General features: G+C 73.3%; 17 protein-coding genes. 12 read left to right on the top strand and 5 right to left on the bottom strand.

The features are described 5' to 3' along the window. Positions 1–13 precede the first annotated feature (13 nt). Entirely contained in the window at positions 14–2173 is a 2160-nt protein-coding gene (gene helR, locus ACZ3YL_RS09430; protein ID WP_465656413.1) for an RNA polymerase recycling motor ATPase HelR, read from the top strand. Between the two features lie 181 nt (positions 2174–2354). Here helR and dapD read toward each other — a convergent pair whose 3' ends face one another. Further along, positions 2355–3359: a 2,3,4,5-tetrahydropyridine-2,6-dicarboxylate N-succinyltransferase gene (gene dapD, locus ACZ3YL_RS09425; RefSeq protein WP_188305377.1), complete on the bottom strand. Its 1005-nt coding sequence runs from the start codon at positions 3357–3359 to the stop codon at positions 2355–2357. Between the two features lie 141 nt (positions 3360–3500). Between dapD and ACZ3YL_RS09420 the strand changes: the two genes are divergently transcribed. The 3 genes from ACZ3YL_RS09420 (at position 3501) to argF (ending at position 8966) form a co-directional block, all read left to right on the top strand. Further along, positions 3501–5183, top strand: coding sequence for a 3' terminal RNA ribose 2'-O-methyltransferase Hen1 (locus ACZ3YL_RS09420; RefSeq protein ID WP_465656411.1), 1683 nt, complete (start codon positions 3501–3503; stop codon positions 5181–5183). Next, entirely contained in the window at positions 5180–7798 is a 2619-nt protein-coding gene (locus tag ACZ3YL_RS09415; RefSeq protein ID WP_465656409.1) for a polynucleotide kinase-phosphatase, read from the top strand. Before ACZ3YL_RS09420 ends, ACZ3YL_RS09415 begins: the two co-directional genes overlap by 4 nt. 166 nt (positions 7799–7964) lie before the next feature. After that, complete coding sequence (argF, locus tag ACZ3YL_RS09410; protein WP_188305380.1) at positions 7965–8966, top strand: ornithine carbamoyltransferase; 1002 nt, start codon at positions 7965–7967, stop codon at positions 8964–8966. Between the two features lie 57 nt (positions 8967–9023). On the opposite strand, the gene ACZ3YL_RS09405 is transcribed toward argF, so the two are convergent. Further along, entirely contained in the window at positions 9024–9557 is a 534-nt protein-coding gene (locus tag ACZ3YL_RS09405; RefSeq protein ID WP_188305381.1) for a superoxide dismutase family protein, read from the bottom strand. 186 nt (positions 9558–9743) lie between these two features. Next, positions 9744–10091 (bottom strand): hypothetical protein, encoded by a 348-nt coding sequence (locus ACZ3YL_RS09400; protein ID WP_188305382.1) that lies wholly within the window; start codon positions 10089–10091, stop codon positions 9744–9746. A 30-nt stretch (positions 10092–10121) separates the two neighbouring features. Here ACZ3YL_RS09400 and ACZ3YL_RS09395 point away from each other — a divergent pair, with 30 nt between their 5' ends. The 4 genes from ACZ3YL_RS09395 to ACZ3YL_RS09380 all read left to right on the top strand — a co-directional run bounded on the left by ACZ3YL_RS09395 (position 10122) and on the right by ACZ3YL_RS09380 (position 15800). Next, positions 10122–11237, top strand: a complete 1116-nt coding sequence (locus ACZ3YL_RS09395; protein WP_188305383.1) for a hypothetical protein — start codon at positions 10122–10124, stop codon at positions 11235–11237. Positions 11238–11241: 4 nt separating this feature from the next. Continuing rightward, entirely contained in the window at positions 11242–11400 is a 159-nt protein-coding gene (locus tag ACZ3YL_RS09390) for a hypothetical protein (protein WP_188305384.1), read from the top strand. Positions 11401–11624: 224 nt separating this feature from the next. Beyond that, positions 11625–14285: an aconitate hydratase AcnA gene (acnA, locus tag ACZ3YL_RS09385; protein ID WP_188305385.1), complete on the top strand. Its 2661-nt coding sequence runs from the start codon at positions 11625–11627 to the stop codon at positions 14283–14285. A 192-nt stretch (positions 14286–14477) separates the two neighbouring features. Further along, positions 14478–15800 (top strand): glycoside hydrolase family 18 protein, encoded by a 1323-nt coding sequence (locus tag ACZ3YL_RS09380; protein ID WP_188305386.1) that lies wholly within the window; start codon positions 14478–14480, stop codon positions 15798–15800. A gap of 158 nt (positions 15801–15958) precedes the next feature. Here ACZ3YL_RS09380 and pepN read toward each other — a convergent pair whose 3' ends face one another. Beyond that, positions 15959–18523: an aminopeptidase N gene (gene pepN / locus ACZ3YL_RS09375; protein ID WP_465656405.1), complete on the bottom strand. Its 2565-nt coding sequence runs from the start codon at positions 18521–18523 to the stop codon at positions 15959–15961. Between the two features lie 227 nt (positions 18524–18750). On the opposite strand from pepN, the gene ACZ3YL_RS09370 reads away from it, so the two are divergent. After that, positions 18751–19383: a mycothiol-dependent nitroreductase Rv2466c family protein gene (locus ACZ3YL_RS09370; RefSeq protein ID WP_465656404.1), complete on the top strand. Its 633-nt coding sequence runs from the start codon at positions 18751–18753 to the stop codon at positions 19381–19383. A 68-nt stretch (positions 19384–19451) separates the two neighbouring features. Here the strand turns inward: ACZ3YL_RS09370 and ACZ3YL_RS09365 are convergent, their stop codons facing one another. After that, entirely contained in the window at positions 19452–20870 is a 1419-nt protein-coding gene (locus ACZ3YL_RS09365) for an amino acid permease (RefSeq protein ID WP_188305389.1), read from the bottom strand. Positions 20871–21138: 268 nt separating this feature from the next. Here ACZ3YL_RS09365 and ACZ3YL_RS09360 point away from each other — a divergent pair, with 268 nt between their 5' ends. The 3 genes from ACZ3YL_RS09360 (at position 21139) to ACZ3YL_RS09350 (ending at position 23884) form a co-directional block, all read left to right on the top strand. Beyond that, positions 21139–21738 carry a biotin transporter BioY gene (locus ACZ3YL_RS09360; protein ID WP_188305390.1) on the top strand — a complete coding sequence of 200 codons (600 nt, stop codon included), beginning with the start codon at positions 21139–21141 and terminating at the stop codon, positions 21736–21738. A gap of 102 nt (positions 21739–21840) precedes the next feature. Then, positions 21841–22326, top strand: a complete 486-nt coding sequence (locus ACZ3YL_RS09355; RefSeq protein WP_188305391.1) for a ribose-5-phosphate isomerase — start codon at positions 21841–21843, stop codon at positions 22324–22326. Between the two features lie 331 nt (positions 22327–22657). Next, positions 22658–23884, top strand: a complete 1227-nt coding sequence (locus tag ACZ3YL_RS09350; RefSeq protein WP_465656400.1) for a SpoIIE family protein phosphatase — start codon at positions 22658–22660, stop codon at positions 23882–23884. The last annotated feature ends 190 nt before the right edge of the window (positions 23885–24074 follow it).

Raw genomic sequence — 24074 nt, 5'->3', positions numbered from 1 at the left:
CGGAGCTGATGCCATGAACCCCCTGACCACCAGTGCTTTCGACCTCCCCGAGCGGCTGTCCGGCAAGGCCGACCCGACGCTCGTCGCGGCCGATGAGCGGCACTTCGCGGCGATCGCGGAGAGCCTGGAGCGGGCGATCGCCGAACTCTCCGAGCAGCTCGACACCGTGCGCCGTGCCCCGGGGGGCGGCGGGCGGGCGGCGATGGACCGGGACATCGAGGTCCACCGGTTGAGCGGGCGGCTGCGCGCGCTGCGCCGTTACGGCCTGGACCTGTGCCTGGGCCGCATCGTGACCGCGGAGGACGGTGAGCCCCTGTACGTCGGCCGGCTCGGGCTCACCGACAGTGCGGGCCGCCGGCTGCTGGTCGACTGGCGTTCGCCCGCGGCCGAGCCGTTCTTCGCGGCGACCCACGGCGACCCGATGGGCCTGGCGAGCCGCCGGCGGTACCGCTGGAGCCGTGGCCGGATCACCGACTACTGGGACGAGGTGTTCACCGCGGAGGGACTGGCGGGGCACGCCGCCCTGGACGACCAGTCGGCGTTCATCGCCAGCCTGGGCGGCAACCGGTCGGCCCGGATGCGGGATGTGCTCGCCACCATCCAGGCCGACCAGGACGCGATCATCCGGGCCGGCTCGCGGGGCGCTCTGGTGGTCGACGGCGGTCCCGGTACGGGCAAGACGGTGGTCGCCCTGCACCGCTCCGCCTACCTGCTGTACTCCGACCCCCGGCTGGGCCACCGGCGCGGCGGCGTGCTGTTCGTCGGCCCGCACCAGCCGTACCTGAACTACGTCGCCGACGTCCTGCCGAGCCTCGGTGAGGAGGGGGTGCGCACCTGCACCCTGCGGGACCTGGTGCCCGAGGGGGCGGGCGCGGTGGAGGAGGCCGACCCGGAGGTGGCGCGGCTGAAGTCCTCGGTGGAGCTGGTGGGGGCGATCGAGAAGGCCGTCCGGTTCTACGAGGAGCCGCCGACCGAGGGGCTGCTGGTCAGCACCCATGGGGCGGACCTCTGGCTGAGCGCCGGGGACTGGGCCGAGGCCTTCGACGCCCCGGACCCGGGCACCCCGCACAACGAGGCGCGCGAGCAGATCTGGGACGAGCTGGCCGCGATCCTGCTGGACAAGCTGGAGCCGGGCGAGGAGGAGGTCCCGCTCGAGCTGTTCCGGCGTTCGCTGCGGCAGGACCGTGAGCTGGTCGAGACGCTCAACCGGGCCTGGCCGCTGCTCGAGCCGACCGACCTGGTGGGTGACCTCTGGTCGGTGCCCGCCTACCTGCGGATGTGCGCGCCGCACCTGGCCCCGGAGGAGGTCCGCGCGCTCCAGCGCAAGCACGCCCCGCAGGCCTGGACGGTCTCCGACCTGCCGCTGCTGGACGCGGCCCGGCAGCGGCTCGGGGACCGCGGGGCCACGCTGCGCCGCCAGCGCCACCGGGCCTCGGTGGCCGCCGAGCGCGAGCGGATGGCGGCGGTGATCGGCGACCTGATCGAGGCCGACGACGACGGCGAGGGCGTGGTGACGATGCTGCGCGGCCGGGACCTCCAGGACACCCTGGTCGACGAGGACGCGCTGGACGGCGCCGACGCGGAGCCGCTGGCCGGCCCGTTCGCCCACATCGTGGTGGACGAGGCCCAGGAGCTGACCGACGCGCAGTGGCGGATGCTGCTGCTGCGCTGCCCGTCCCGGAGCTTCACCATCGTCGGGGACCGCGCCCAGGCCAGGCACGGTTTCGCCGAGTCGTGGCAGGAGCGGCTGGAGCGGGCCGGCTTCGACCGCACCACCATGGCTTCGCTGAGCATCAACTACCGCACGCCGGAGGAGGTGATGGCGGAGGCCGAGCCGGCCATCCGGGCGGCGCTGCCGGACGCCAACGTGCCGGCCTCGGTGCGCAGCAGCGGCGTTCCGGTCCGGCACGGGTCGGCGGCGGAGCTGGCGGCGGTCGTGGACGGGTGGCTCGCCGAGCACGACGAGGGTGTCGCCTGTGTCATCGGCGATCCGGGCTTCCGGGAGCGGCCGCGGGTCCGCTCGCTCACGCCGGAGCTGGCCAAGGGTCTGGAGTTCGACCTGGTCGTGCTGGTCGATCCGGAGGCGTTCGGCGAGGGCGTGGAGGGGGCGGTCGACCGCTATGTCGCGATGACCAGGGCGACCCGGCAGCTCGTCGTCCTGCGCGGCCGCTGAGGCGTCACCCGCGGGCGGGAAGGGGCCCGGCCGCGGGCGGAAGGGGTCCGGCGCACCCGGCGCCGGACCCCCGTGGTCCCCACGGCCCCCTCGTGGCCCCTGCGGTCCCCAAGGGCCGGGAGAGGGCCGGGAGAAGACCGGGAACGGACCGGAAGAGGCCCCAAGGGCCGTGACCCGTACGTCAGTTGTGGGCGTGCAGGTCCGCGTTCAGGCCGCCCCAGGAGCCGGAGCGGGCGATGACCTCGACGGCGCCGGTCTGCGAGTTGCGGCGGAACAGCAGGTTGTCCTGGCCGGACAGCTCGACGGCCTTGGCCACGGTGCCGGCCGGGGTGGTGACCCGGGTGCCGGCGGTGACGTAGAGGCCGGCCTCGACGACGCAGTCGTTGCCGAGCGAGATGCCGATGCCGGCGTTGGCGCCGAGCAGGCAGCGCTCGCCGACCGAGACGACCTGCTTGCCGCCGCCGGACAGGGTGCCCATGATCGAGGAGCCGCCGCCGATGTCGCTGTGGTCGCCGACGACGACGCCCGCGCTGATCCGGCCCTCGACCATCGAGGTGCCGAGGGTGCCGGCGTTGAAGTTGACGAAGCCCTCGTGCATCACGGTGGTGCCGGCGGCGAGGTGCGCGCCGAGCCGGACGCGGTCGGCGTGGGCGATGCGCACGCCGGTCGGGGCGACGTAGTCGGTCATCCGCGGGAACTTGTCGATCCCGTAGACGGCCAGCTGGCCGCCCTCGGCGCGGACGGCGAGGCGGGCCTGCTCGACCTTGTCGACCGGGACGGGGCCGATGCTGGTCCACGCGACGTTGGCGAGCAGTCCGAACATGCCGTCCAGGTTCTGGCCGTGCGGCTGGACCAGGCGGTGGCTGAGCAGGTGCAGGCGCAGGTACATGTCGTGGGTGTCGAGCGGCTTGTCGTCCAGCGAGCCGATGGTGGTGCGCACGGCGACCACCTCGACGCCGCGGCGGGCGTCGGCGCGCAGGGCGTCGGCGGCGCCGGCGCCGAGTTCGGCCTCGGCCTGCTCGGCGGTCAGGCGTACGGTGCCGGCCGGGCCGGGCTCGGCGACCAGCGCGGGGGCGGGGTACCAGGTGTCGAGGACGGTGCCGTCGGCGGCGATGGTGGCCAGGCCGGTGGCCACGGCGCCGTTCGCCGGGGAGGTGGATTCGAGCGAGGTGGATTCAGCAGTCACACCGTGCACGTTAACCAATGCGGGGCTCCGCTGCCGAACACGCCCAGCGTCCGGACACGCCGGTCGGATCCGCAGGCCGGCAGGCCGCCGGGCCGGAAATTGCGGTGCCCGGACGCTCCTGGCTGGGCAATACTCGGCCGGGTGTTCATGTCGATTTCCACTACCGGCAGCGCCGAGAGCCCGGCCACGGATCTCGGGTTCCTGCTGCACAAGCATCCCGGCAGGGTCCAGCGGTTCGCGACCTCGCACGGCGAGGCCCACGTCTTCTACCCCGAGGCACGGGACGAGCTCTGCACGGCGGCGCTGCTGCTGGACATCGACCCGATCGCGCTGGTCCGCAAGGGCCGGGGCAGGGGGCGCGGCGGTTCGCCCGACTTCGCGCTCTCGCAGTACGTCAACGACCGCCCGTACGCCGCGTCCTCGCTGCTCGCGGTGGCGCTGCGGACGGTGTTCCGGTCCGCGATGAAGGGCGACTGCCCGGCGCGTCCGGAACTGCCGGGGCTGGTCCGCCCGTTGCGGATCGAGCTGCCGGCGGTGCCCGCGAACGGCGCGGGCGAGGGCGGTGGCCCGGCCATGGTGGCCCGGCTGTTCGAGCCGCTGGGCTGGCGGGTGGAGGCGGCGGCGGTTCCGCTGGACGCGGCGTTCCCGGAGTGGGGAGAGTCCCGTTACGTGCGGGTGGTGCTCGCCTCGGAGGCGGTGCGGCTGGCCGACGCGCTCCAGCAGCTGTACGTGCTGCTGCCGGTGCTGGACGGTGCGAAGCACTACTGGGTCGCCCCGGACGAGGTGGACAAGCTGCTCGCCGCCGGTGAGGGCTGGCTGGCGGCCCACCCCGAGCGCGCCCTGATCGCCCGGCGCTATCTGTCCCGCCGCTGGTCGCTGACCCGGGCCGCGATGGAGCGGCTGGAGCTGGCCCGGCTGGCGGAGGCGGACGACCGCGAGGTGGAGGAGATCGACAACGCGGTCGACGACCGGCCGGACGAGGAGGGCCCCGAGACCACCGAAGCCCCCGAGCCCACCGAGACCCGCGAGGTCAGCAAGCCCACCGCGCCCACCGCGCCCACCGCGCCCACCGCGGCCACCGCGCCCACCGGGGCCGGCGAGCGCGCGGAGCCCCGGCAGCCCTCCCTCGCCGAGCGGCGCCGCGCCGCGATCCTCACCGCCCTGCGCGACACCGGCGCGGCCCGGGTCGCCGACCTCGGCTGCGGCCAGGGCGAGTTGATCGGCGAGCTGCTGAAGGACGCCCGGTTCACCGGCATCCTCGGCGTGGACGTGTCGGCGCGGGCGCTGCAGGCGGCGAACCGCAAGCTGCGGCTGGAGCGGCTGCCCGAGCGGCAGGCGGCCCGGGTGACGCTGGCGCAGGGCGCGCTGACGTACACCGACGCCCGGTTGAAGGGTTACGACGCGGCGGTGCTGTGCGAGGTGATCGAGCACCTGGACCTGGAGCGGCTGCCCGCGCTGGAGTACACGGTGTTCGGCGCGGCCCGTCCGAAGGCCGTGGTCGTCACCACGCCCAACGTCGAGTACAACGTGCGTTGGGAGAGCCTGCCGGCGGGCCGTACGCGGCACGCCGACCACCGGTTCGAGTGGTCCCGCGCCGAGTTCGGCGCGTGGGCGGGGAAGGTCGCGGCGGCGTACGGCTACACGGTGGAGCTGCGCCCGGTCGGGCCGGAGGACCCGGAGGTCGGCCCGCCGACCCAGCTCGCCCTGTTCCGCATCACCACCGCCATCACCACCACCGCCATCACCACCACCGCCACCTGTGCCGCCACCGCCACTGGTGCCGAGAACATCACCACGACGCCCGAGGAGGGCGTGACCCGATGACCGACGACGCGACCCGCGACCCCGAGCAGGCCCAGCCCGGGAGCACCCCCGCCCCCCGCCGCCTCCCGGTCACCGACGTCTCCCTCGTCGTCCTGATCGGCACCAGCGGTGCGGGCAAGTCCACCTTCGCCCGCCGTCACTTCCTGCCCACCCAGGTGGTCTCCTCCGACTTCTGCCGAGGCCTGGTGGCCGACGACGAGAACGACCAGTCGGCGTCCGCCGAGGCCTTCGACGTCCTGCACTACATCGTCGGCAAGCGCCTCGCGGCCGGCCGCCTCACCGTGGTGGACGCCACCAACGTCCAGCCGGAGGCCCGCCGCCGGCTGGTCGCGATCGCCCGCGCCCACGACGTGCTGCCGATCGCGATCGTGCTGGACGTCCCGCCGGGCGTGTGCGCCGAGCGCAACCGCTCCCGCCCGGACCGCCGGCTGCCCGCGCACGTCGTACCGCGCCAGCACCGCGAGCTGCGCCGTTCGCTGCGCGGCCTGGAGCGCGAGGGCTTCCGCACGGTGCACGTGCTGCGCGGCGAGGCCGAGGTGGCGGCGGCCGGGATCGAGCTGGAGAAGCGCTACAACGACCTGCGCCACCTCACCGGCCCGTTCGACATCGTCGGCGACATCCACGGCTGCCGTTCCGAGCTGGAGACCCTGCTGACCCGTCTCGGCTACTCCCTCGCCCGGGACGCCGAGGGCCGCCCGGTGGACGCCGTCCACCCCGCGGGCCGCACCGCCGTGTTCGTCGGCGACCTGGTCGACCGCGGCCCGGACACCCCGGGTGTGCTGCGCCTGGTGATGGGCATGGCCGGGGCCGGCCACGCGATCTGCGTGCCGGGCAACCACGAGCACAAGCTCGGCCGGGCCATGGACGGCAAGAAGGTCACCGTCGCGTACGGCCTCAAGGAGTCGCTGGACCAACTGGCCGGGGAGAGCGAGGAGTTCAAGGCCGAGGTGCGGGCCTTCATGCGCGGCCTGGTGAGCCACTACCTGCTGGACGGCGGCGCCCTGGTGGTCTGCCACGCCGGTCTGCCGGAGCGGTACCACGGCCGCGCCTCCGGCCGGGTGCGCTCGCACGCGCTGTACGGGGAGACCACCGGCGAGACCGACGAGTACGGCCTGCCGGTGCGCTACCCGTGGGCGGAGGAGTACCGCGGCCGGGCGCTGGTGGTCTACGGCCACACCCCGGTGCCGAGCGCGAGCTTCGTCAACAACACCATCTGCCTGGACACCGGCTGCGTCTTCGGCGGCAGCCTGACGGCGCTGCGCTATCCGGAGCGCGAGCTGGTGAGCGTGGCGGCCGAGCGGGAGTGGTACGCCCCGGTGCGTCCGCTGCTGACGGATGCGCCGGGTGCCCGCGAGGGCCGTCCGCTGGATCTCGCGGACGTGGCCGGGCGCCGGACCGTGGAGACCGGTCTGCACGGCCGGGTCGCCGTGCGGGAGGAGAACGCGACGGCCGCGCTGGAGGTGATGAGCCGCTTCGCGCTGGACCCGCGGCTGCTCGCCTACCTGCCGCCGACGATGGCGCCGAGCCCGACGTCCCGCCGGGAGGGGTACCTGGAGCACCCGGAGGAGGCCTTCTTCGCCTACCGCGCGGACGGCGTCCGGCACCTGGTGTGCGAGGAGAAGCACATGGGCTCGCGCGCGGTGGTGCTGGTCGCCCGGGACGGCGCCGCGTTGGAGCGGCGCTTCGGGGTGGCCGGTCCGGGCGCGATCTGGACCCGGACCGGACGGGCCTTCCTGGACGACGAGGAGCTGACCGGCGCGGTGCTCGGCAGGGTCCGGGCGGCGGCCGAACGGGCGGGTCTGTTCGAGGAGTTGGGCACCGACTGGCTGCTGCTGGACGCGGAGCTGATGCCGTGGTCGCTGAAGGCGGTGGAGCTGCTGCGCCGCCAGTACGCCGCGGTCGGCGCGGCGGCCGGCGCCGCCCTGCCGGAGGTGCTGTCCGCCTTGGAGCAGGCGGCCGCGCGCGGGCTGGAGCTCGGGGAGCTGACCGCCCGCCAGCGCCGTCGCGCCGCCGACGCGCGGGCGTTCACCGAGGCGTACCGGCGGTACTGCTGGCCGACGGAGGGGCTGACGGGCATCCGGCTGGCGCCGTTCCAGCTGCTGGCCGCCGAGGGGGCGAATCTCGCGGTGCGTCCGCACGACGAGCACCTGGCCTGGATCGACCGCCTGGTGGAGGCCGACGACGTGGCGGCCCCGGTGCTGCACCGCACCGGCCGGGTCCTGGTGGACACCGAGGACGAGGCCTCGGTGGCCGCCGCCACCGCCTGGTGGGAGGACCTGACGGCGGCGGGCGGCGAGGGCATGGTGGTCAAGCCGCTGGCCTCGGTGGTGCGGACGGTGCGGGGTGAGGGCCGTCCGGGCGGCCTGGTGCAGCCGGGGGTGAAGGTGCGCGGCCGGGAGTACCTGCGGATCGTCTACGGCCCGGACTACACCGAGCATCTGGAGCGGCTGCGGATGCGTTCGCTGGGCCACAAGCGTTCGCTGGCGCTGCGCGAGTACGCGCTGGGCCTGGAGGCGCTGGACCGGCTGGCGGCGGGGGAGCCGCTGTGGCGGGTGCACGAGCCGGTGTTCGCGGTGCTCGCGCTGGAGTCGGAGCCGGTCGACCCGCGGCTGTGACCCGCCCGGCCCGCGTCCGCGGGAACGGGTGACGAAGGGGAAGTCCCGCCCGGGGCTTCCCCTTCGTCATCGCCGCGCTGTATAGAAATTCCGAAGGTCGTATACACTTGCCGCTTTCCAGTCAGTACCTCACGTACCGCCAGTACCGTCACCCCAGGAGCCCGGCATGGCCTTCAACCTCCGGAACAGGCACTTCCTCAAGGAGCTCGACTTCACGCCCCAGGAGTTCCGCTTCCTGGTGGACCTCGCGGCCGGGCTCAAGGCGGCCAAGTACGCGGGCACCGAGCAGCCCCGGCTGCGCGGCAAGAACATCGCGCTGATCTTCGAGAAGACCTCCACCCGCACCCGCTGCGCCTTCGAGGTCGCCGCGCACGACCAGGGCGCCCTCACCACCTACCTGGACCCGTCCGGCTCGCAGATCGGCCACAAGGAGTCGGTCAAGGACACCGCCCGGGTGCTCGGCCGGATGTTCGACGGCATCGAGTACCGCGGCCATGGCCAGGAGATCGTCGAGGAGCTGGCCGAGCACGCCGGCGTCCCGGTCTGGAACGGCCTGACCGACGAGTGGCACCCCACCCAGATGCTGGCGGACGTGCTCACCATCACCGAGCACACCGCCAAGCCGCTCACCGGTGTCGCCCTCGCCTACCTCGGCGACGCCCGCTCCAACATGGGCAACTCGCTGCTGGTCACCGGCGCCCTGCTCGGCATGGACATCCGGATCGTCGCCCCGCGCGCCCTCTGGCCGGCCGAGGAGGTGCGGCAGGCGGCGCAGGAGCTGGCCGGGCGGACGGGTGCCAGGATCACGCTGACCGAGGACGTGGCCGAGGGCGTGGCCGGCGCCGACTTCCTCTACACCGACGTCTGGGTGTCGATGGGCGAGCCCAAGGACGTGTGGGCCGAGCGGATCGCGCTGCTCAAGCCGTACCAGGTGTCCATGGACACCGTCCGGGCCACCGGCAACCCGGACGTGAAGTTCCTGCACTGCCTGCCGGCCTTCCACGACCTCGGCACGGCGGTCGGGCGGCAGATGTACGAGGCGACCGGCATGACCGAGCTGGAGTGCACCGACGAGCTGTTCGAGTCGGCGCACTCCGTCGTGTTCGACCAGGCGGAGAACCGGCTGCACACCATCAAGGCGGTCCTGGTCGCCACCCTCGGTTCCTGAGCGGTCCTCGGACGGGCCCGGCGGGGATCTCCCGGGCCCGGCAGGGATCCGCCGGGCTCAGCGCGCCAGCTTGACGCAGGCCACCCGGTCGCCCGCCGCGTGCCGGCCGGCCGGGGTGCCCGCGTGCAGCACCAGCGAGCGCGCCTCGCCGGGCCGTGGCTGCCAGTCGACGGCGGTCGTGGCGGTGCCCCGGCCCCGGCCGTCGGTGTGCAGCACCAGCCGCAGTTCGTTGCGGTCGTTGGCGTAGGCCGGGTCGGTGGACGGCTGCACCGGGTCGACCACGTCCTGGTAGTGCGGTCCGGAGGAGGCCGGGTCGGCCCCGCAGACGCCGGTGTGCAGGTGCGTGGGGAACTCGTGGTCGGGGGCGAGCCCGGCCACCGTCAGGGTGAGGACCGTCCGCCCGGGTTCCGAGCGGTCGATGACGATCCGGGCGTGCGAGCCGTACGGCACCAGGTCGTCGGCGTAGCTGATCGCGGTCGGCGGGACGAAGGCCGTCGCCGGGTCGAAGGCTGTCTCCAGGACGGAGACCGGGGAGGCGGCGGGGACGAGCAGGGCCAGCGGCAGCAGGGCGGTGGCGAGCGGAGCGGGCATCGGGGCGGGCCTTCCACGGGCGGGGCGACGGTCACCCTGCTCAACGCCGTCGGCCGCCGCAGGACACTCGGCGGCGCGGGATCCGCGGCGCGGCCGGCCGTCCGCCGTCCGCTGTCCGCTGTCCGCTGTCCGCCGTCCGTCGCCGGACACCGACAGGCCGCGCTCCGCCCCGGGTGAAGCCGGGGTTCAGCCGCCGAGCAGTAGCCCGGCCAGCAGCGAGGTGGCGTTGGCGGTACCGGAGGCGATCCACGGCAGCGGGTCGCGCGGGCGCAGTCCGGTGAGCGGGCACAGCAGCAGTGCCTCGACCGCGCAGACCGCGGCCTCGCTGAGCGCGAAGCAGCTCCAGTACGCTGCGGCGGGCCCGTCGGTCCAGTGCCGGAGGGTCCACCAGAGCAGTGGGTGCGTCGCCAGGTTGACGAGTACGCCGGCCGCGGCCGCCCGTCCGGGGCGCACGCGTCCGATCCGGACGAGGGCGGCGGTGTAGACCGGCGTCTCGGTCAGCAGGGTGAGGGCGAGGGCCACCGGGTAGCGCACGGCGGGGATCGTGCCACGGGAAGGGGGAGCATGGCGAGCACGGGGATCCGGGCGGGTGCCGGGGCGGGGCCCTGGCCCGCGCCCGGTCCGGTGGTGCGGCTGGGCGGGGCGCCGTTCGCGGGTTTCGCGCTGTCGGCGGCCCTGGCGCTGGTGCTGGCGCTGCGCGCGCCGACCGCTCTGGCGGTGCTGGGCCTGGCGGCCTTCGGGCTGCTGCACAACGTGTTGGAGCTGCGGTACGTGGCGGGGCGGTTCGCCGCGGTGCTGGCCGGTCCGCTGCTGCGGCTGCTGCTGGCGCTGGTGACCGGGATCGTGCTGTGCCGGCTGCTGCCGCCGTCGCGGCTGTCCCAGTCGGCGGAGATCCTGCTGGCCTACGGTCTGCTGGCGGCGGCCTGCTGGTACGGGCTGCGCGGCCGGCCGCGGCTGCTGGTGGCGGCCGGGGTGGGGCTGACGGGTGCGGGGGCGGCGTCGCTGGCGTTCCCGGCCTACCACTTCGTGGCGCTGGCGCACCTGCACAACGTGGTGCCGCTGCTGTTCCTGGCGGAGTGGTCGCGCCGGCTGGCGCGGGGGCGCGCGGCGTTCCTGGTGCTGCAGTTCGGTTGGGTGCTGCTGGTGCCGGGGTTGTTGTCGAGCGGGCTGCTGGACGGGTGGCTGTCCCAGCGTCCCGGGGGCTGGACGGACCGGCTGGCGGCGGTCTACACCCCGCCGGGCTGGCTGACGCCGCAGGTGGGGCTGCGTTTCCTGGCGGTGTTCGCCTTCCTGCAGACGATGCACTACGTGGTCTGGGTGTGGTTCCTGCCGCGGTACGCGCCGGAGGCGGCGGAGCGCTTCGACGCCCGGGTGCCGGGCCTGCGGGGCGGGCGGGCCTGGGCGCTGGGGATGGGTGCGGGGGCGCTGCTGGCGCTGTTGTTCGCCGTGGATTACGCCCAGGGCCGCTCGGTGTACGCGGCGCTGGCCAGTTACCACGCGTATCTGGAGTTCCCGGTGCTGCTGATGCTGGTGCTCGGCCTGCGCGAGGGCCCGGGCGCGGACCGAGCGGACCGAGCGGGCCAGGCGGGCCAGGCGGACCGAGGGGTGCCCACCCGGGTGCCCACCCGGGCGCGGAGCGAGGGAGCGCCGACCGGGTGCGGACGGGACGAAAGGAGGTGAAGGTATGAGGACGACGACCCTGCTGGCCGACATCGCCCCCGCGCCGACCGGCGGCTCGGGCGGTGAGCTCGTGGTGGTGCTGTTGCTGGCCGCGGCGATCGTGGCGGGAGCGGTCTGGCTGATCCGGCTGGAGCGCAAGCGTCGCGGTCCGGACGGCCGCTGACCTGCGTCGTCGCCCACCGGGGCATGCCTGCGGTGGTGATGGTGGCGGCATGCACTATGGTTTATCTCGACATCGAGATAACTGCCCTTTACGATATATCTCGACATCAAGATACTTGCCGAGAGGCGCTCGCCGGCGATGCGGGCAAGGCAAGCCTAAGTAAGGCTGACCTTACCACCGTGCGGCGGCCGGATATAGCACGAAGCACCCAGAAGGAGTCAGTCGTGTCCGCGAACAGCTTCGACGCCCGCAGCTCGCTGCAGGTGGGCGACGAGTCGTACGAGATCTTCAAGCTCTCCGCCGTCGAGGGTTCCGAGCGGCTGCCCTACAGCCTCAAGGTGCTGCTGGAGAACCTGCTCCGCACGGAGGACGGCGCCAACATCACCGCCGACCACATCCGCGCCCTCGGCGACTGGGACGAGAACGCCCAGCCGAGCCAGGAGATCCAGTTCACGCCCGCCCGCGTGATCATGCAGGACTTCACCGGCGTGCCCTGTGTGGTCGACCTGGCCACCATGCGCGAGGCCGTCAAGGAGCTGGGCGGCGACCCGGCGAAGATCAACCCGCTGGCCCCGGCCGAGCTGGTCATCGACCACTCGGTCATCGCCGACAAGTTCGGCACCAAGGACGCGTTCACCCAGAACGTCGAGATCGAGTACGGCCGCAACAAGGAGCGCTACCAGTTCCTGCGCTGGGGCCAGACCGCCTTCGACGAGTTCAAGGTCGTCCCGCCGGGCACCGGCATCGTCCACCAGGTGAACATCGAGCACCTGGCCCGCACGGTCATGGTCCGGGGCGGCCAGGCCTACCCGGACACCTGCGTCGGCACCGACTCGCACACCACCATGGTCAACGGCCTGGGCGTGCTGGGCTGGGGCGTCGGCGGCATCGAGGCCGAGGCCGCCATGCTCGGCCAGCCGGTCTCCATGCTGATCCCGCGCGTCGTCGGCTTCAAGCTGACCGGCGAGCTGCCGGCCGGCACCACCGCCACCGACCTGGTGCTCACCATCACCGAGATGCTGCGCAAGCACGGTGTGGTCGGCAAGTTCGTCGAGTTCTACGGCGACGGCATCGGCTCCATCCCGCTGGCCAACCGCGCCACCATCGGCAACATGTCGCCGGAGTTCGGTTCGACCTGCGCGATCTTCCCGATCGACGCCGAGACCATCAACTACCTGCGTCTGACCGGCCGTGACGAGCAGCAGCTCGCCCTGGTCGAGGCCTACGCCAAGGAGCAGGGCCTCTGGCACGACCCGTCGGTCGAGCCGGCCTACTCCGAGTACCTGGAGCTGGACGTCTCCACCGTCGTCCCGTCGATCTCCGGCCCGAAGCGCCCGCAGGACCGCGTCGTCCTGGCCGAGGCCGCCCAGAAGTTCGCCGAGGCGCTGCCGACCTACTCCGCCGAGGCCTCGAAGCCGACCGCCGTCACCGCCCCCGACGGCTCGACCTACGAGATCGACAACGGCGCGGTCGTGATCGCCTCGATCACCTCCTGCACCAACACCTCCAACCCCTCCGTCATGCTGGGCGCCGCCCTGCTGGCGAAGAAGGCCGTGGAGAAGGGCCTGCACGTCAAGCCCTGGGTCAAGACCACCCTGGCGCCCGGCTCCAAGGTCGTCATGGACTACTACGAGAAGGCCGGCCTGCTCCCGTACATGGAGAAGCTGGGCTTCAACCTGGTCGGCTACGGCTGCGTCACCTGCATCGGCAACTCGGGCCCGCTGCCCGAGGAGGTCTCGGCCGCCGTCAACGAGGCCGACCTCGCGGTCGTCTCGGTGCTCTCCGGCAACCGCAACTTCGAGGGCCGGATCAACCCGGACGTCAAGATGAACTACCTGGCCTCCCCGCCGCTGGTGGTCGCCTACGCCCTCGCCGGCAACATGAACATCGACATCACCAAGGACGCCCTGGGCCAGGACGCCGACGGCAACGACGTCTTCCTCGCCGACATCTGGCCGTCCGAGCAGGAGGTCGCCGACACTGTCGCCGCCTCCATCGACGAGGCGATGTTCGACAAGGGCTACCAGGACGTCTTCGCCGGTGACCACCGCTGGCAGTCGCTCCCGGTCCCGACCGGCAACACCTTCGAGTGGGACGCCGAGTCCACCTACGTCCGCAAGCCCCCGTACTTCGAGGGCATGGCCAAGACCCCGAGCCCGGTGACCGACATCGCCGGCGCCCGCGTCCTGGCCAAGCTGGGCGACTCGGTCACCACCGACCACATCTCCCCGGCCGGCAACATCAAGCCGGGCACCCCGGCGGCGCAGTACCTGACCGCCAACGGCGTCGAGAAGCGTGACTTCAACTCCTACGGCTCGCGCCGTGGCAACCACGAGGTCATGATCCGCGGCACCTTCGCCAACATCCGTCTGCGCAACCAGATCGCGCCGGGCACCGAGGGCGGCTACACCCGCGACTTCACCCAGGCCGACGCGCCGGTGTCGTTCATCTACGACGCCTCGCAGAACTACCAGGCCGCCGGCGTCCCGCTGGTCGTCCTGGCGGGCAAGGAGTACGGCTCCGGCTCGTCCCGCGACTGGGCCGCCAAGGGCACCGCGCTGCTCGGCGTCAAGGCCGTCATCGCCGAGTCCTACGAGCGCATCCACCGCTCGAACCTGATCGGCATGGGCGTCCTGCCGCTGCAGTTCCCGGAGGGCGAGAACGCCGACTCCCTCGGCCTGACCGGCGAGGAGACCTTCTCCTTCACCGGCGTGACCGAGCTCAACGAGGGCCGCACCCCCAAGACCGTCAAGGTCAAGGCCGTCGGCCAGGACGGGAGCAGCAAGGAGTTCGACGCGGTCGTCCGCATCGACACCCCCGGTGAGGCGGACTACTACCGCAACGGCGGCATCCTGCAGTACGTGCTGCGCTCGCTGATCGGCTGATCGGCCACCGCGGCTGAGTCGAAGCGCCCAGCGCCCTGAAAGGGGGCCGAACCGCACCGCGCGGTCCGGCCCCCTTTTTTTGCATGCTGCGCCGGAACCGGACGTCCTCTTGTGCGGCCCCCGGCCCATGGACTAAACCTCTGTGCCATCTGGTCCAGACCATTTGACGCCGCTTCAGAGAACAGGTCCGGCATGCCCACTCGCACCTCAGCCCTGCTCGCCGCCGCCACCGCCGCCGCGCTGCTCGCGGCCCCCGCCACCGCCCACGCCGCCGACGGCCGGCCCGGGCACGGCCCCGGGCTGAAGGGCCAGCGGGTCGGCTACTTCACCCAGTGGGGCGCCGACAGCTCCGCCAAGCGGGTCCAGGACTCCGGCCAGGCGGCCAAGCTCACCGTCGTCAACTACGCCTTCGGCAACGTCTCCGCCGACGGCACCTGCTTCGCGACCGATGACGCCGGCCAGGGCGACGCCCGCGACGACTACCAGCGCCCGTTCTCCGCCGCCGAGTCCGTCGACGGCGTGGCCGACGCCCCGGACCAGCGGCTCAAGGGCCACTTCAACCAGCTGCGCAAGCTCAAGGCGAAGAACCCGCAGCTGCGCACGGTCATCTCGCTCGGCGGCTGGAGCTGGTCCAAGTACTTCTCGGACGCGGCCGCCACCGACGCCTCCCGCAAGAAGTTCGTCTCCTCCTGCATCGACCTCTACCTCAAGGGCGACCTGCCGGTCCTCGCCGACTCCCCGGAGGGCGGCGCGGGCGCGGCCGCCGGAGTCTTCGACGGGATCGACATCGACTGGGAGTACCCGGGCGGCGGCGGGGACGCCGGCAACGTGGTCCGCCCCGAGGACGGGCACAACTACACCCTGCTGATGCGGGAGTTCCGCACCCAGCTGGACCGGCTGGGCGCGGCCGAGGGCAAGAAGGGCCGGCACTACCTGCTCACCGCCGCCGTCGCCGCCAACGAGACGGTCGCCGACCGGCTCGAACTGCCCCGGCTGAGCCGGTCGGTGGACTGGCTCAACCTGATGGCCTACGACCTGCACGGCCCCTGGGAGGGCAAGGGCCCGACCGACCACCAGGCCAACCTCTACTCCGACCCGGCTGACCCGGACCCCCGCCGCCGCAGCGCGGACAGCGCCGTCACCCACTACCAGGAACGCGGCCTGCCCTCCGAACAGCTCGTCCTCGGCGCCCCGCTCTACGGCCACGGCTGGACCGGCGTCGCCCCCGGGCCCCGCGGCGGCCTCTACCAGAGCGCCACCGCCGCCGCGCCCGACCACTCCTACCAGGAGCTCGACGCGCTGCCCGGCACGGTCCACCTGGACCGCGACCACGGCGCGTCCTGGAAGTACGACGGCACCACCTTCTACAGCTACGACACCGCCGAGGTGCTCACTCAGAAGGCCCGCTACGCGCGCTGGAACGACCTGGCCGGGGTGATGGTCTGGTCGCTGGACGGCGACGACGCCCGGGGCAGCGCGATCGCCGCCCTGGACCGCGGCCTGCGCCGCGACTGAGACCGCCTGCCGGAGGGGCCCGCACACGCGAGGGGCCCGCACACGTGAGGGGGCCCGTACACGCAGGGGCCCGTACGAGCAGGGCCCGCACGCCGGAGCGGCCCGCCGACACCCGGTCGGCGGGCCCCTCCGTCAGCCGGTCGGGCCGGTCAGGGCGGTCAGACCCGGTCGCAGGCCTGCGCCCGCAGCGCGCGGGCCAGGTCGTCCCGGCGCTCCAGCACCAGCCGGCGCAGCGCCGGCGCGGCCTGCGGGTGGCCGTCCAGCCAGGCGTCCGCCTCGGCCAGGGTGTGCCCGTCGGTCTGGGCGATCGGGAAGAAGCCGCCGACGATCCGGATCGCGATCTCGATGGTCCGCTCGGCCCAGACCTTCTCCAGCAGCTTGAAGTACGGCGCCGCGTAGAGGGCGGTCAGGTCGCGCTGGGCGGGGATCGAGAAGCCCGCGCTGTTGGCCTCGACCAGGGCGCTCGGCAGCTCGTCCGAGTCGATCACGGCCGACCAGGCGGCGGCCTTGGCCTCCGGGGTGGGCCGGGCGGCCAGGCACTGGGTGTACTGGTGCTTGCCGCCCGCGGTGTTGTCGACGGCCAGTTCCCCGGCCAGCTCCTCGTCGCCGGCCTGTCCGGCGGCGGCCAGCGCCAGCCACAGCGACCAGCGCAGCTCCTGGTCGACCTCCAGGCCGTCGATCCGGGCGCTGCCGGCCAGCAGGCCGCGGACCAGCCCGAGGTGCTCGGCGCCGCCCGCGGTCTGGGCCAGGAAGCGGGCCCAGGCGAGCTGGTGGTCGCTGCCGGGGACGGCGTCGCGCAGCTCGCGCAGGGCGCCGTCGGCGAGCTGCCGGGCGCCCTCGGCGCGCCACTCGGGGGCGGCGTACAGGTCGACGGCGGTCTTGGCCTGGGCGTGCAGCGACTGCAGCACGCCGATGTTGCCCTCCTGGCCGGCGAAGCGCAGCACCAGGGCGACGTAGTCGCGGGCCGGCATCAGGCCGTCCCGGGTGAGGTTCCAGACCGCGGACCAGGCGAGTGCCCGGGCCAGCTCGTCGCGGATCCCGCCGAGGCCGGTGCGCAGGGTCTCCAGCGAGCTGTCGTCGAAGCGGATCTTGCAGTAGGTCAGGTCCTCGTCGTTGAGCAGGACCAGGGCCGGGCGCGGGCGGCCGACGGCCTCGGCGACGACGGTGCGGGCACCGGTGACGTCCAGCTCGATCCGCTCGGTGCGCACCAGGGCGCCGTCGGCGTCCCGGTCGTACAGGCCGACCGCGATCCGGTGCGGGCGCAGGGCGTCGCCGTCCTGGAGGACGGCCAGTTCGGTGATCCGGCCCTCGGCGTCGGTGGTGATCTGCGGGGTGAGCGCGTCGACCCCGGCGGTCTGCAGCCAGGAGGCGGCCCAGCTCTTCAGGTCGCGTCCGCTGGTCTCCTCCAGCACGCCCAGCAGGTCGCCCAGTTCGGTGTTGCCGAAGGCGTGCCGCTTGAAGTAGCGGCGGGCGCCCTCGAAGAAGGCCTCCGAACCGACGTACGCGACCAGCTGCTTGAGGACGGAGGCGCCCTTGGCGTAGGTGATCCCGTCGAAGTTGAGCTTGGCGTCCTCGAGGTCGCGGATGTCGGCGGTGATCGGGTGGGTGGTGGGGAACTGGTCCTGCCGGTAGGCCCAGGCCTTGCGCTGGTTGGCGAAGGTGACCCAGGCGGCGGAGTACCGGGTGCGGGCGCCGATCAGGCCGTAGGAGCCCATGAAGTCGGCGAAGGACTCCTTCAGCCACAGGTCGTCCCACCAGCGCGGGGTGACCAGGTCGCCGAACCACATGTGCGCCATCTCGTGCAGCACGACGTTGGCGCGGGCCTCGTAGGCGGCGTCGGTGACCTTCGAGCGGAAGACGAACTCCTCCTTGAAGGTCACGCAGCCGGGGTTCTCCATCGCGCCGATGTTGTACTCGGGGACGAAGGCCTGGTCGTACTTGCCGAAGGGGTACGGGAAGTCGAACTCCTCGTGGAAGAAGTCGAGTCCGAGCTTGGTGACGCCGAGGATCTCCTCCGCGTCGAAGTGCGGGGCGAGCGAGCGGCGGCACAGCGCGGAGAGCGGGATCTCCAGGGTGGTGCCGTCGGCGAGTTCGCGGCTGTAGTGGTCGGTCTCGACGTGGTACGGGCCGGCCACCACGGCGGTGAGGTAGGTGGAGATCGGCTTGGTCGGCGCGAACTCCCAGGTGCGGGCGCCGCCCTCCTCGGTCACGCTCTCGTGGACGGCGTTGGAGCGGACGTCCCAGGCCGCCGGGGCGGTCACCGTGAAGGTGAACGGGGCCTTCAGGTCGGGCTGTTCGAAGTTCGCGAACACTCGGCGGGCGTCGGCCGGCTCGAAGTGGGTGTAGAGGTAGGTCTCGCCGTCGGCCGGGTCGACGAAGCGGTGCAGGCCCTCGCCGGTGCGGCTGTAGGCGCAGTCCGCCTCGACGGTGACGACGTTCTCGGCGGCCAGGCCGTCGATGTGCACCCGGGCGCCGTCGTAGGCGGTGGCCGGGTCCAGGGCGCGGCCGTTGAGGGTGACCGAGCGGACGGACGGGGCGAGCAGGTCGAGGAAGGTGGCGGCGCCGGGCCGGGAGCAGCGGAAGGCGACGGTGGTGGTGGAGCGGAAGGTCGCGGCCGTCGGGTCGGGGGCCGAGGTCAGGTCGAGCCGGACCCGGTAGTCGTCGACGGCCAGGACGCCGGCTCGCTGTTGTGCTTCCTCGCGGCTCAGGTTCTTGCCCGGCACGGCGGTACTCCTTTGTCCGGCTCGCACGGTGGTGCGTGTGTGGGTGGTGTGGTTCCGCGGGCGGTGTGCCCCGCGCACGCAGAGGGCATCCTTTCACGCCGGTCCCGGCCGGTACCATTGCACAGGCCGTCGCGTCCGGGCCGGAATCAGCGGCGCCCGGCGGGTGTTGAGGTGCGGGTGGGGCGATGCCCCGCCGCCTCGGAACACCTCACGAAGGACGAGACCCAGTGACGACTGCCGCTGAGCGCAAGACCGCCGACTTCTGGTTCGACCCGGCCTGCCCGTGGGCGTGGATGACGTCCCGCTGGCTGATCGAGGTCCAGCGGCTGCGCCCGGTCGACGTGAACTGGCACGTGATGAGCCTGTCGGTGCTCAACGAGCACCGTGACCTGCCGCAGAACTACCGCGAGCTGCTGGACAACGCCTGGGGCGCGGTGCGGGTGTGCGTCGCGGCCGCCCAGCAGCACGGCGAGGAGGTGCTGGGCCGGCTGTACACCGAGCTGGGCCTGCGCTTCCACAACCAGGGCCTGCCGCAGAACCGGGAGACCATCGAGGCCGCCCTGGTGGCCGCGGGCCTGCCCGCCGGGCTGGCGGACGCGGCGGACACCGACGCGTACGACGAGGCCCTGCGCGCCTCCCACAAGGAGGGCATCACCCTGGTCGGCGAGGACGTCGGCACCCCGGTGATCGCGGTCGAGGGCGCGGACGGCGAGCGGGTCGCCTTCTTCGGCCCGGTGGTCACCCCGGCCCCGAAGGGCGAGGCCGCGGCCCGGCTGTGGGACGGCACCCTGCTGGTGGCCTCCACCCCGGGCTTCTACGAGATCAAGCGCACCCGTACGGCGGGCCCGTCCTTCGAGTAGGGCCCCCGGACGCACGGAAGGGCCCGGTACCTCGGTACCGGGCCCTTCGACGTCCTTCGACGCATGCGCTAGCGGGCGGCAGCCGCGTCCCGGCGCTGCTTGAGCAGTCCGGCCGCGATCAGCAGCGCGACCAGCACCCCGGCCGCGTACAGCTGCTGGCGGTTGCCCTCGGTGGTGGTCATCAGGGCGAGGATGCCGGCCACGGCGGCCATCGCGACCCAGGTCAGGTACGGGTAGCCCCACATCTTCACGGTGAGCAGCTCGGGCGTCTCGCGCTCCAGCCGGCGGCGCATCCGCAGCTGGACGATGCAGATGAACAGCCAGACCACCAGGATCGCGACGCCGGTGGTGTTCATCAGCCAGGTGAACACGGTCTCCGGCCAGAACTTGGCGGCCAGCACGGCGCCGAAGCCGAACAGGCAGGACGCCAGCACGGCCCGGCGCGGCACCCCGCCGGAGACCTTGGCCAGCGCCTTGGGGCCCTGACCGCGGCCGACCAGCGAGTAGGCCATCCGGGAGGCGCCGTAGATGTTGGCGTTCATCGCGGACAGCAGCGCGATCAGCACCACCGCCTCCATGATCGTCCCGGCCGCGGGCACCCCGAGGTGGCGCAGCACCGTGACGTACGGGCCGTCGGCGACGACCGCCGGGTCCTTCCAGGAGACCAGGGTGACGACCAGGGCCATCGAGCCGATGTAGAAGATCGCGATCCGCCACACCGCGGTGCGCACCGCGTTGGCGACGTTCTTCTTGGGGTCGTCGGACTCGGCCGCCGCGATGGTCACCGTCTCCAGGCCGCCGTAGGCGAAGACCGAGGCGAGCAGGCCGACGATCAGTCCGCTGACGCCGGTGGGCAGGAAGCCGCCCTGGCCGGTGAGGTTGGTCGTACCGGGGGCGCCGGGGCCGATCACCCCGGCGATGCCGAGCCCGCCGAGGACCAGGAAGGCGATGATCGCGGCGACCTTGATGGTGGCGAACCAGAACTCGAACTCGCCGAAGTTCTTCACCGCGGTCAGGTTGCTGACGCAGAAGAAGACCATGAACAGGGCGACCCAGATCCAGGAGGAGACCCCGGGGATCCAGCCGTTGACGATCTTCCCGGCGGCGGTGGCCTCGGCGGCGACGCCGCAGCAGAGCATCACCCAGTACATCCAGCCGGCCGTGATCCCGGCCCAGGGGCCGACCTCCTTCTCGGCGTGCACCGAGAAGGAACCGGAAGCCGGACGGGCGGCGGACATCTCGCCCAGCATCCGCATGATCAGCATGACCAGCACGCCGGAGAGGGTGAAGGCGAGGATGATCGCCGGTCCGGCGGCCGCGATGCCGGCGCCGGAGCCCACGAACAGGCCCGCGCCGATGACGCCGCCGAGGGCGATCATCGACAGGTGGCGCTGCTTGAGTCCGTGGCTGAGCTGCTGGCCACCGGACGGCGGCGGGGGAGCACCGTCGGTGGTCCCGGGCGCCGAGGGCGCGGAGGTGGGGGCCATAGGGGTGGATCCAGACTGTGCGGAATGCGGCATGAGCTGTCCAATATCCGGGGCGCCCGCTGTTCGTGCCAAGGAAGTCCGCCGTGGGCCCACCATGCGGACCGGGTGGTGACCGTACGTGGCGGTAGATTGACGGATCGTTGTTTCGAGCCGGTTCCGACAACGCGCGAGGGCGGGGCTTTGTCCGAAACCGTGACGGTGGCGCAGTGGATCACCGCGTAGGTTCACAGGTGTTCACTCACCTGGACCTTCACCGAGGAGCCCCCCGATGGCCACTGCCACCACCCCGATAGCGCGCCGCGCCGTCCTCGCCGACCTGCTGCCCGCCGCCTCCACCCGCCTCGGCGCCCAGGCCCGCGACCTGGCCCTGGTGGCCGGCGGCGCCGCGCTGACCGGCGTCGCCGCCCAGCTGTCGGTGAACGTCCCCGGCTCGCCGGTGCCGGTCACCGGCCAGACCTTCGCCGCCCTGCTGGTCGGCACCGCGCTCGGCGCCCGCCGCGGCGTCGCCTCGCTCGCGCTCTACCTGCTGGCCGGCATGGCGGGCCTGCCCTGGTTCGCCGAGGGCACCTCGGGCTGGGCCATGCCCTCCTTCGGCTACGTGCTCGGCTTCGTCCTCGCCGCCGCCCTGACCGGCGCGCTGGCCCGGCGCGGCGCCGACCGCACCCCGCTGAACACGGCCGCCACCATGGTCCTGGGCAGCCTCGCCATCTACGCCGTCGGCGTGCCGTACCTGGCCCTGAGCCTGCACGTGTCGCTGGCCCGCGCCGCCGAACTGGGCCTCTACCCGTACCTGGTCGGCGACGCCCTCAAGGCCGCCTTTGCGGCCGGCGCCCTGCCGCTCGCCTGGAAGCTGCTCGGCCGCCGCTAGGACCCGTCTTGTCGATCAGCTCGGGAATGATCGACAAGACGGGCCCTGGACCCGGGCCCCCGTTGTCGGGCCCGGGCGCACCCGCGTGCCACACTCTTGGGCATGCGCGTGTACCTGGGCTCCGACCATGCCGGATTCGAACTGAAGAACCACCTGGTGGAGTGGCTGAAGGGGGCCGGCCACGAGCCGGTCGACTGCGGGCCGCACATCTACGACGCCGAGGACGACTACCCGCCGTTCTGCCTGCGCGCCGCCGAGCGCACCGCGGCCGACGCGGACGCCCTGGGCATCGTGATCGGCGGCTCGGGCAACGGTGAGGCGATCGCCGCCAACAAGGTCAAGGGCGTCCGCGCGGCGCTGGCCTGGAGCGTGCAGACCGCCGAGCTCGGCCGTCAGCACAACAACGCCAACGTGATCTCCATCGGCGGCCGGATGCACACCGTCGAGGAGGCCACCGAGTTCGTCGAGGTCTTCCTCAAGACCCCGTACAGCGGCGAGGCCCGGCACACCCGCCGGATCGAGATGCTGAACGAGTACGAGACCACCGGCGAGCTCCCGCCGATCCCGGCCCACCACCCGCAGGGCTGATCCACCCACCCACCTCGCTCACCTGCCACCGACGGCCGGCCGCACCCCCCCGTGCGGCCGGCCGTCGACGTCCGCGCCCCGGTCCGTACGCCCCCGTCACCGGGTCGCGCGCCTGTGGGATCGGCCACAGGCCCCGGCGCGGCCGCGCCCCCGCACGCGGGGCGCACGCACCGCCCGCGGGTTCCGTACGCCCAACCGGCGCACGCCTCCTGACGCCGCGCCCACCACCGGCTCGATCGGCCGAAACCGGCTGAGCGGCCCGCGCGCCGTCGGCGCCACCCGCCCCCGGGCCGTCGACGCCGGGCCGCACCCGTGGATAGGGTCGGTCCCCATGGCTGGCAGACCGCCGGGCGCACCGCCCCAGACGACTGCGACGAGGCCCGGCGCCGCCCAGGCGTCCGAGCCCGTGACGGCCCGGCTGCGCAAGAGGCTCCGCCGGGTCCGCCGAAGGCTGCGCACGGCCGGTGTCGACTACTTCCGCGGCGGCGCCGCCGACTGGCCGGTGCTCTGCGCGCTGGCCCTGCTCGTCCCGCTGATGATCCTGCTCAACATCTGGATCCCCGACTGGGCCCCGCCCACCGCCCTGGTCCTGCCGATCCTGGCCGGCGCCCTGCTGCTGCGCCCCGGCAGCCTGGTCGTGCTGTACGCGCTGGCCGCCCTCGGGCTGTCCGCCGAGTCCGTGATCCACACCGGCCAGCGGGTCGCCAGCGAGAACCCGGCGGCCTACGTCTACGGCGTGACCCCGGGCGCGGCCCTGGTGGTCGGCGCCGCCGGGGTGGGCGGCCTGCTGCTGGCCCAGTTCCGGGCCCGGGTCGGCGTCCCCTGGTGGGGCGGCTCCACCATGCTGTTCGACCTGCGTGAGCGGCTGCGGGTGCAGAGCCGGGTGCCCGAGCTGCCGGCCGGCTGGCACGCGGACATGGCGCTGCGCCCGGCCGGCGGCCAGTCCTTCTCCGGCGACTTCGTGGTGGCCGCCCGCACCGGCCCCGGCCAGCGGCTGCTGGAGGTGGTCCTCGCGGACGTCTCCGGCAAGGGCATGGACGCGGGCTCCCGGGCGCTGCTGCTGTCCGGCGCCTTCGGCGGCCTGGTCGGCTCGCTGCCCGCGCACGACTTCCTGCCCGCCGCCAACGGCTACCTGCTGCGCCAGTCCTGGGAGGAGGGCTTCGCCACCGCCGTCCACCTGGTGCTGGACCTGGACAGCGGCGAGTACGAACTGCTCTCGGCCGGGCACCTGCCCGGCATGCAGCGGCTGGCCGGCGAGGGGCGCTGGGAGATCAAGGAGGCCGAGGGCCCGCTGCTCGGGATCTACGACGGCGCCAAGTTCGACGGCGTGCGCGGCCGGCTCAACCGGGGCGACGTGCTGATGCTGTGCACCGACGGCATGGTCGAGGCGCCCGGCCGGGACCTCACCGAGGGCATGGACCGGCTGATGGGGGAGGCCGACCGGCTGGTCCCCGGCGGCGCCCCGGGCAGCGGCGCGGGCGCGGCGGGCGCGCTGATCGAGACGGTGGCCCGGGACATCAACGACGACCGCGCCGTCCTGCTGCTCTGGCGGGACTGACTGTTATTCGCCCGCTCGCCTCCGGGCCGCTCCGACCCGGTGCCGACGGTCGGCGGGCGCTGCGCCACCTCCTTCGTCGGCGGCTGGGCCCTTCTCGCTTTCGGCACCGGCGCGGCCCTTCGGCTCGGGGCGGCTATTCGCCCGCTCGCCTCCGGGGCGCTTTGACCCGGTGCCGACGGTCGGCGGGCGC

The organism is Kitasatospora sp. NPDC023176, from assembly GCF_055560495.1.
The sequence above is the reverse complement of the archived record's forward strand: the minus strand, read 5'-3'. Positions and strand labels throughout refer to the sequence as shown.

Coding starts and splice junctions, on each gene's coding strand:
- helR (WP_465656413.1), top strand. CDS start 14: ATGAACCCCCTGACCACCAGTGCTTTCGACCTCCCCGAGCGGCTGTCC.
- ACZ3YL_RS09415 (WP_465656409.1), top strand. CDS start 5,180: ATGACCGACGACGCGACCCGCGACCCCGAGCAGGCCCAGCCCGGGAGC.
- argF (WP_188305380.1), top strand. CDS start 7,965: ATGGCCTTCAACCTCCGGAACAGGCACTTCCTCAAGGAGCTCGACTTC.
- ACZ3YL_RS09405 (WP_188305381.1), bottom strand. CDS start 9,557: ATGCCCGCTCCGCTCGCCACCGCCCTGCTGCCGCTGGCCCTGCTCGTC.
- ACZ3YL_RS09395 (WP_188305383.1), top strand. CDS start 10,122: ATGGCGAGCACGGGGATCCGGGCGGGTGCCGGGGCGGGGCCCTGGCCC.
- ACZ3YL_RS09390 (WP_188305384.1), top strand. CDS start 11,242: ATGAGGACGACGACCCTGCTGGCCGACATCGCCCCCGCGCCGACCGGC.
- ACZ3YL_RS09380 (WP_188305386.1), top strand. CDS start 14,478: ATGCCCACTCGCACCTCAGCCCTGCTCGCCGCCGCCACCGCCGCCGCG.
- ACZ3YL_RS09365 (WP_188305389.1), bottom strand. CDS start 20,870: ATGGCCCCCACCTCCGCGCCCTCGGCGCCCGGGACCACCGACGGTGCT.
- ACZ3YL_RS09360 (WP_188305390.1), top strand. CDS start 21,139: ATGGCCACTGCCACCACCCCGATAGCGCGCCGCGCCGTCCTCGCCGAC.
- ACZ3YL_RS09355 (WP_188305391.1), top strand. CDS start 21,841: ATGCGCGTGTACCTGGGCTCCGACCATGCCGGATTCGAACTGAAGAAC.
- ACZ3YL_RS09350 (WP_465656400.1), top strand. CDS start 22,658: ATGGCTGGCAGACCGCCGGGCGCACCGCCCCAGACGACTGCGACGAGG.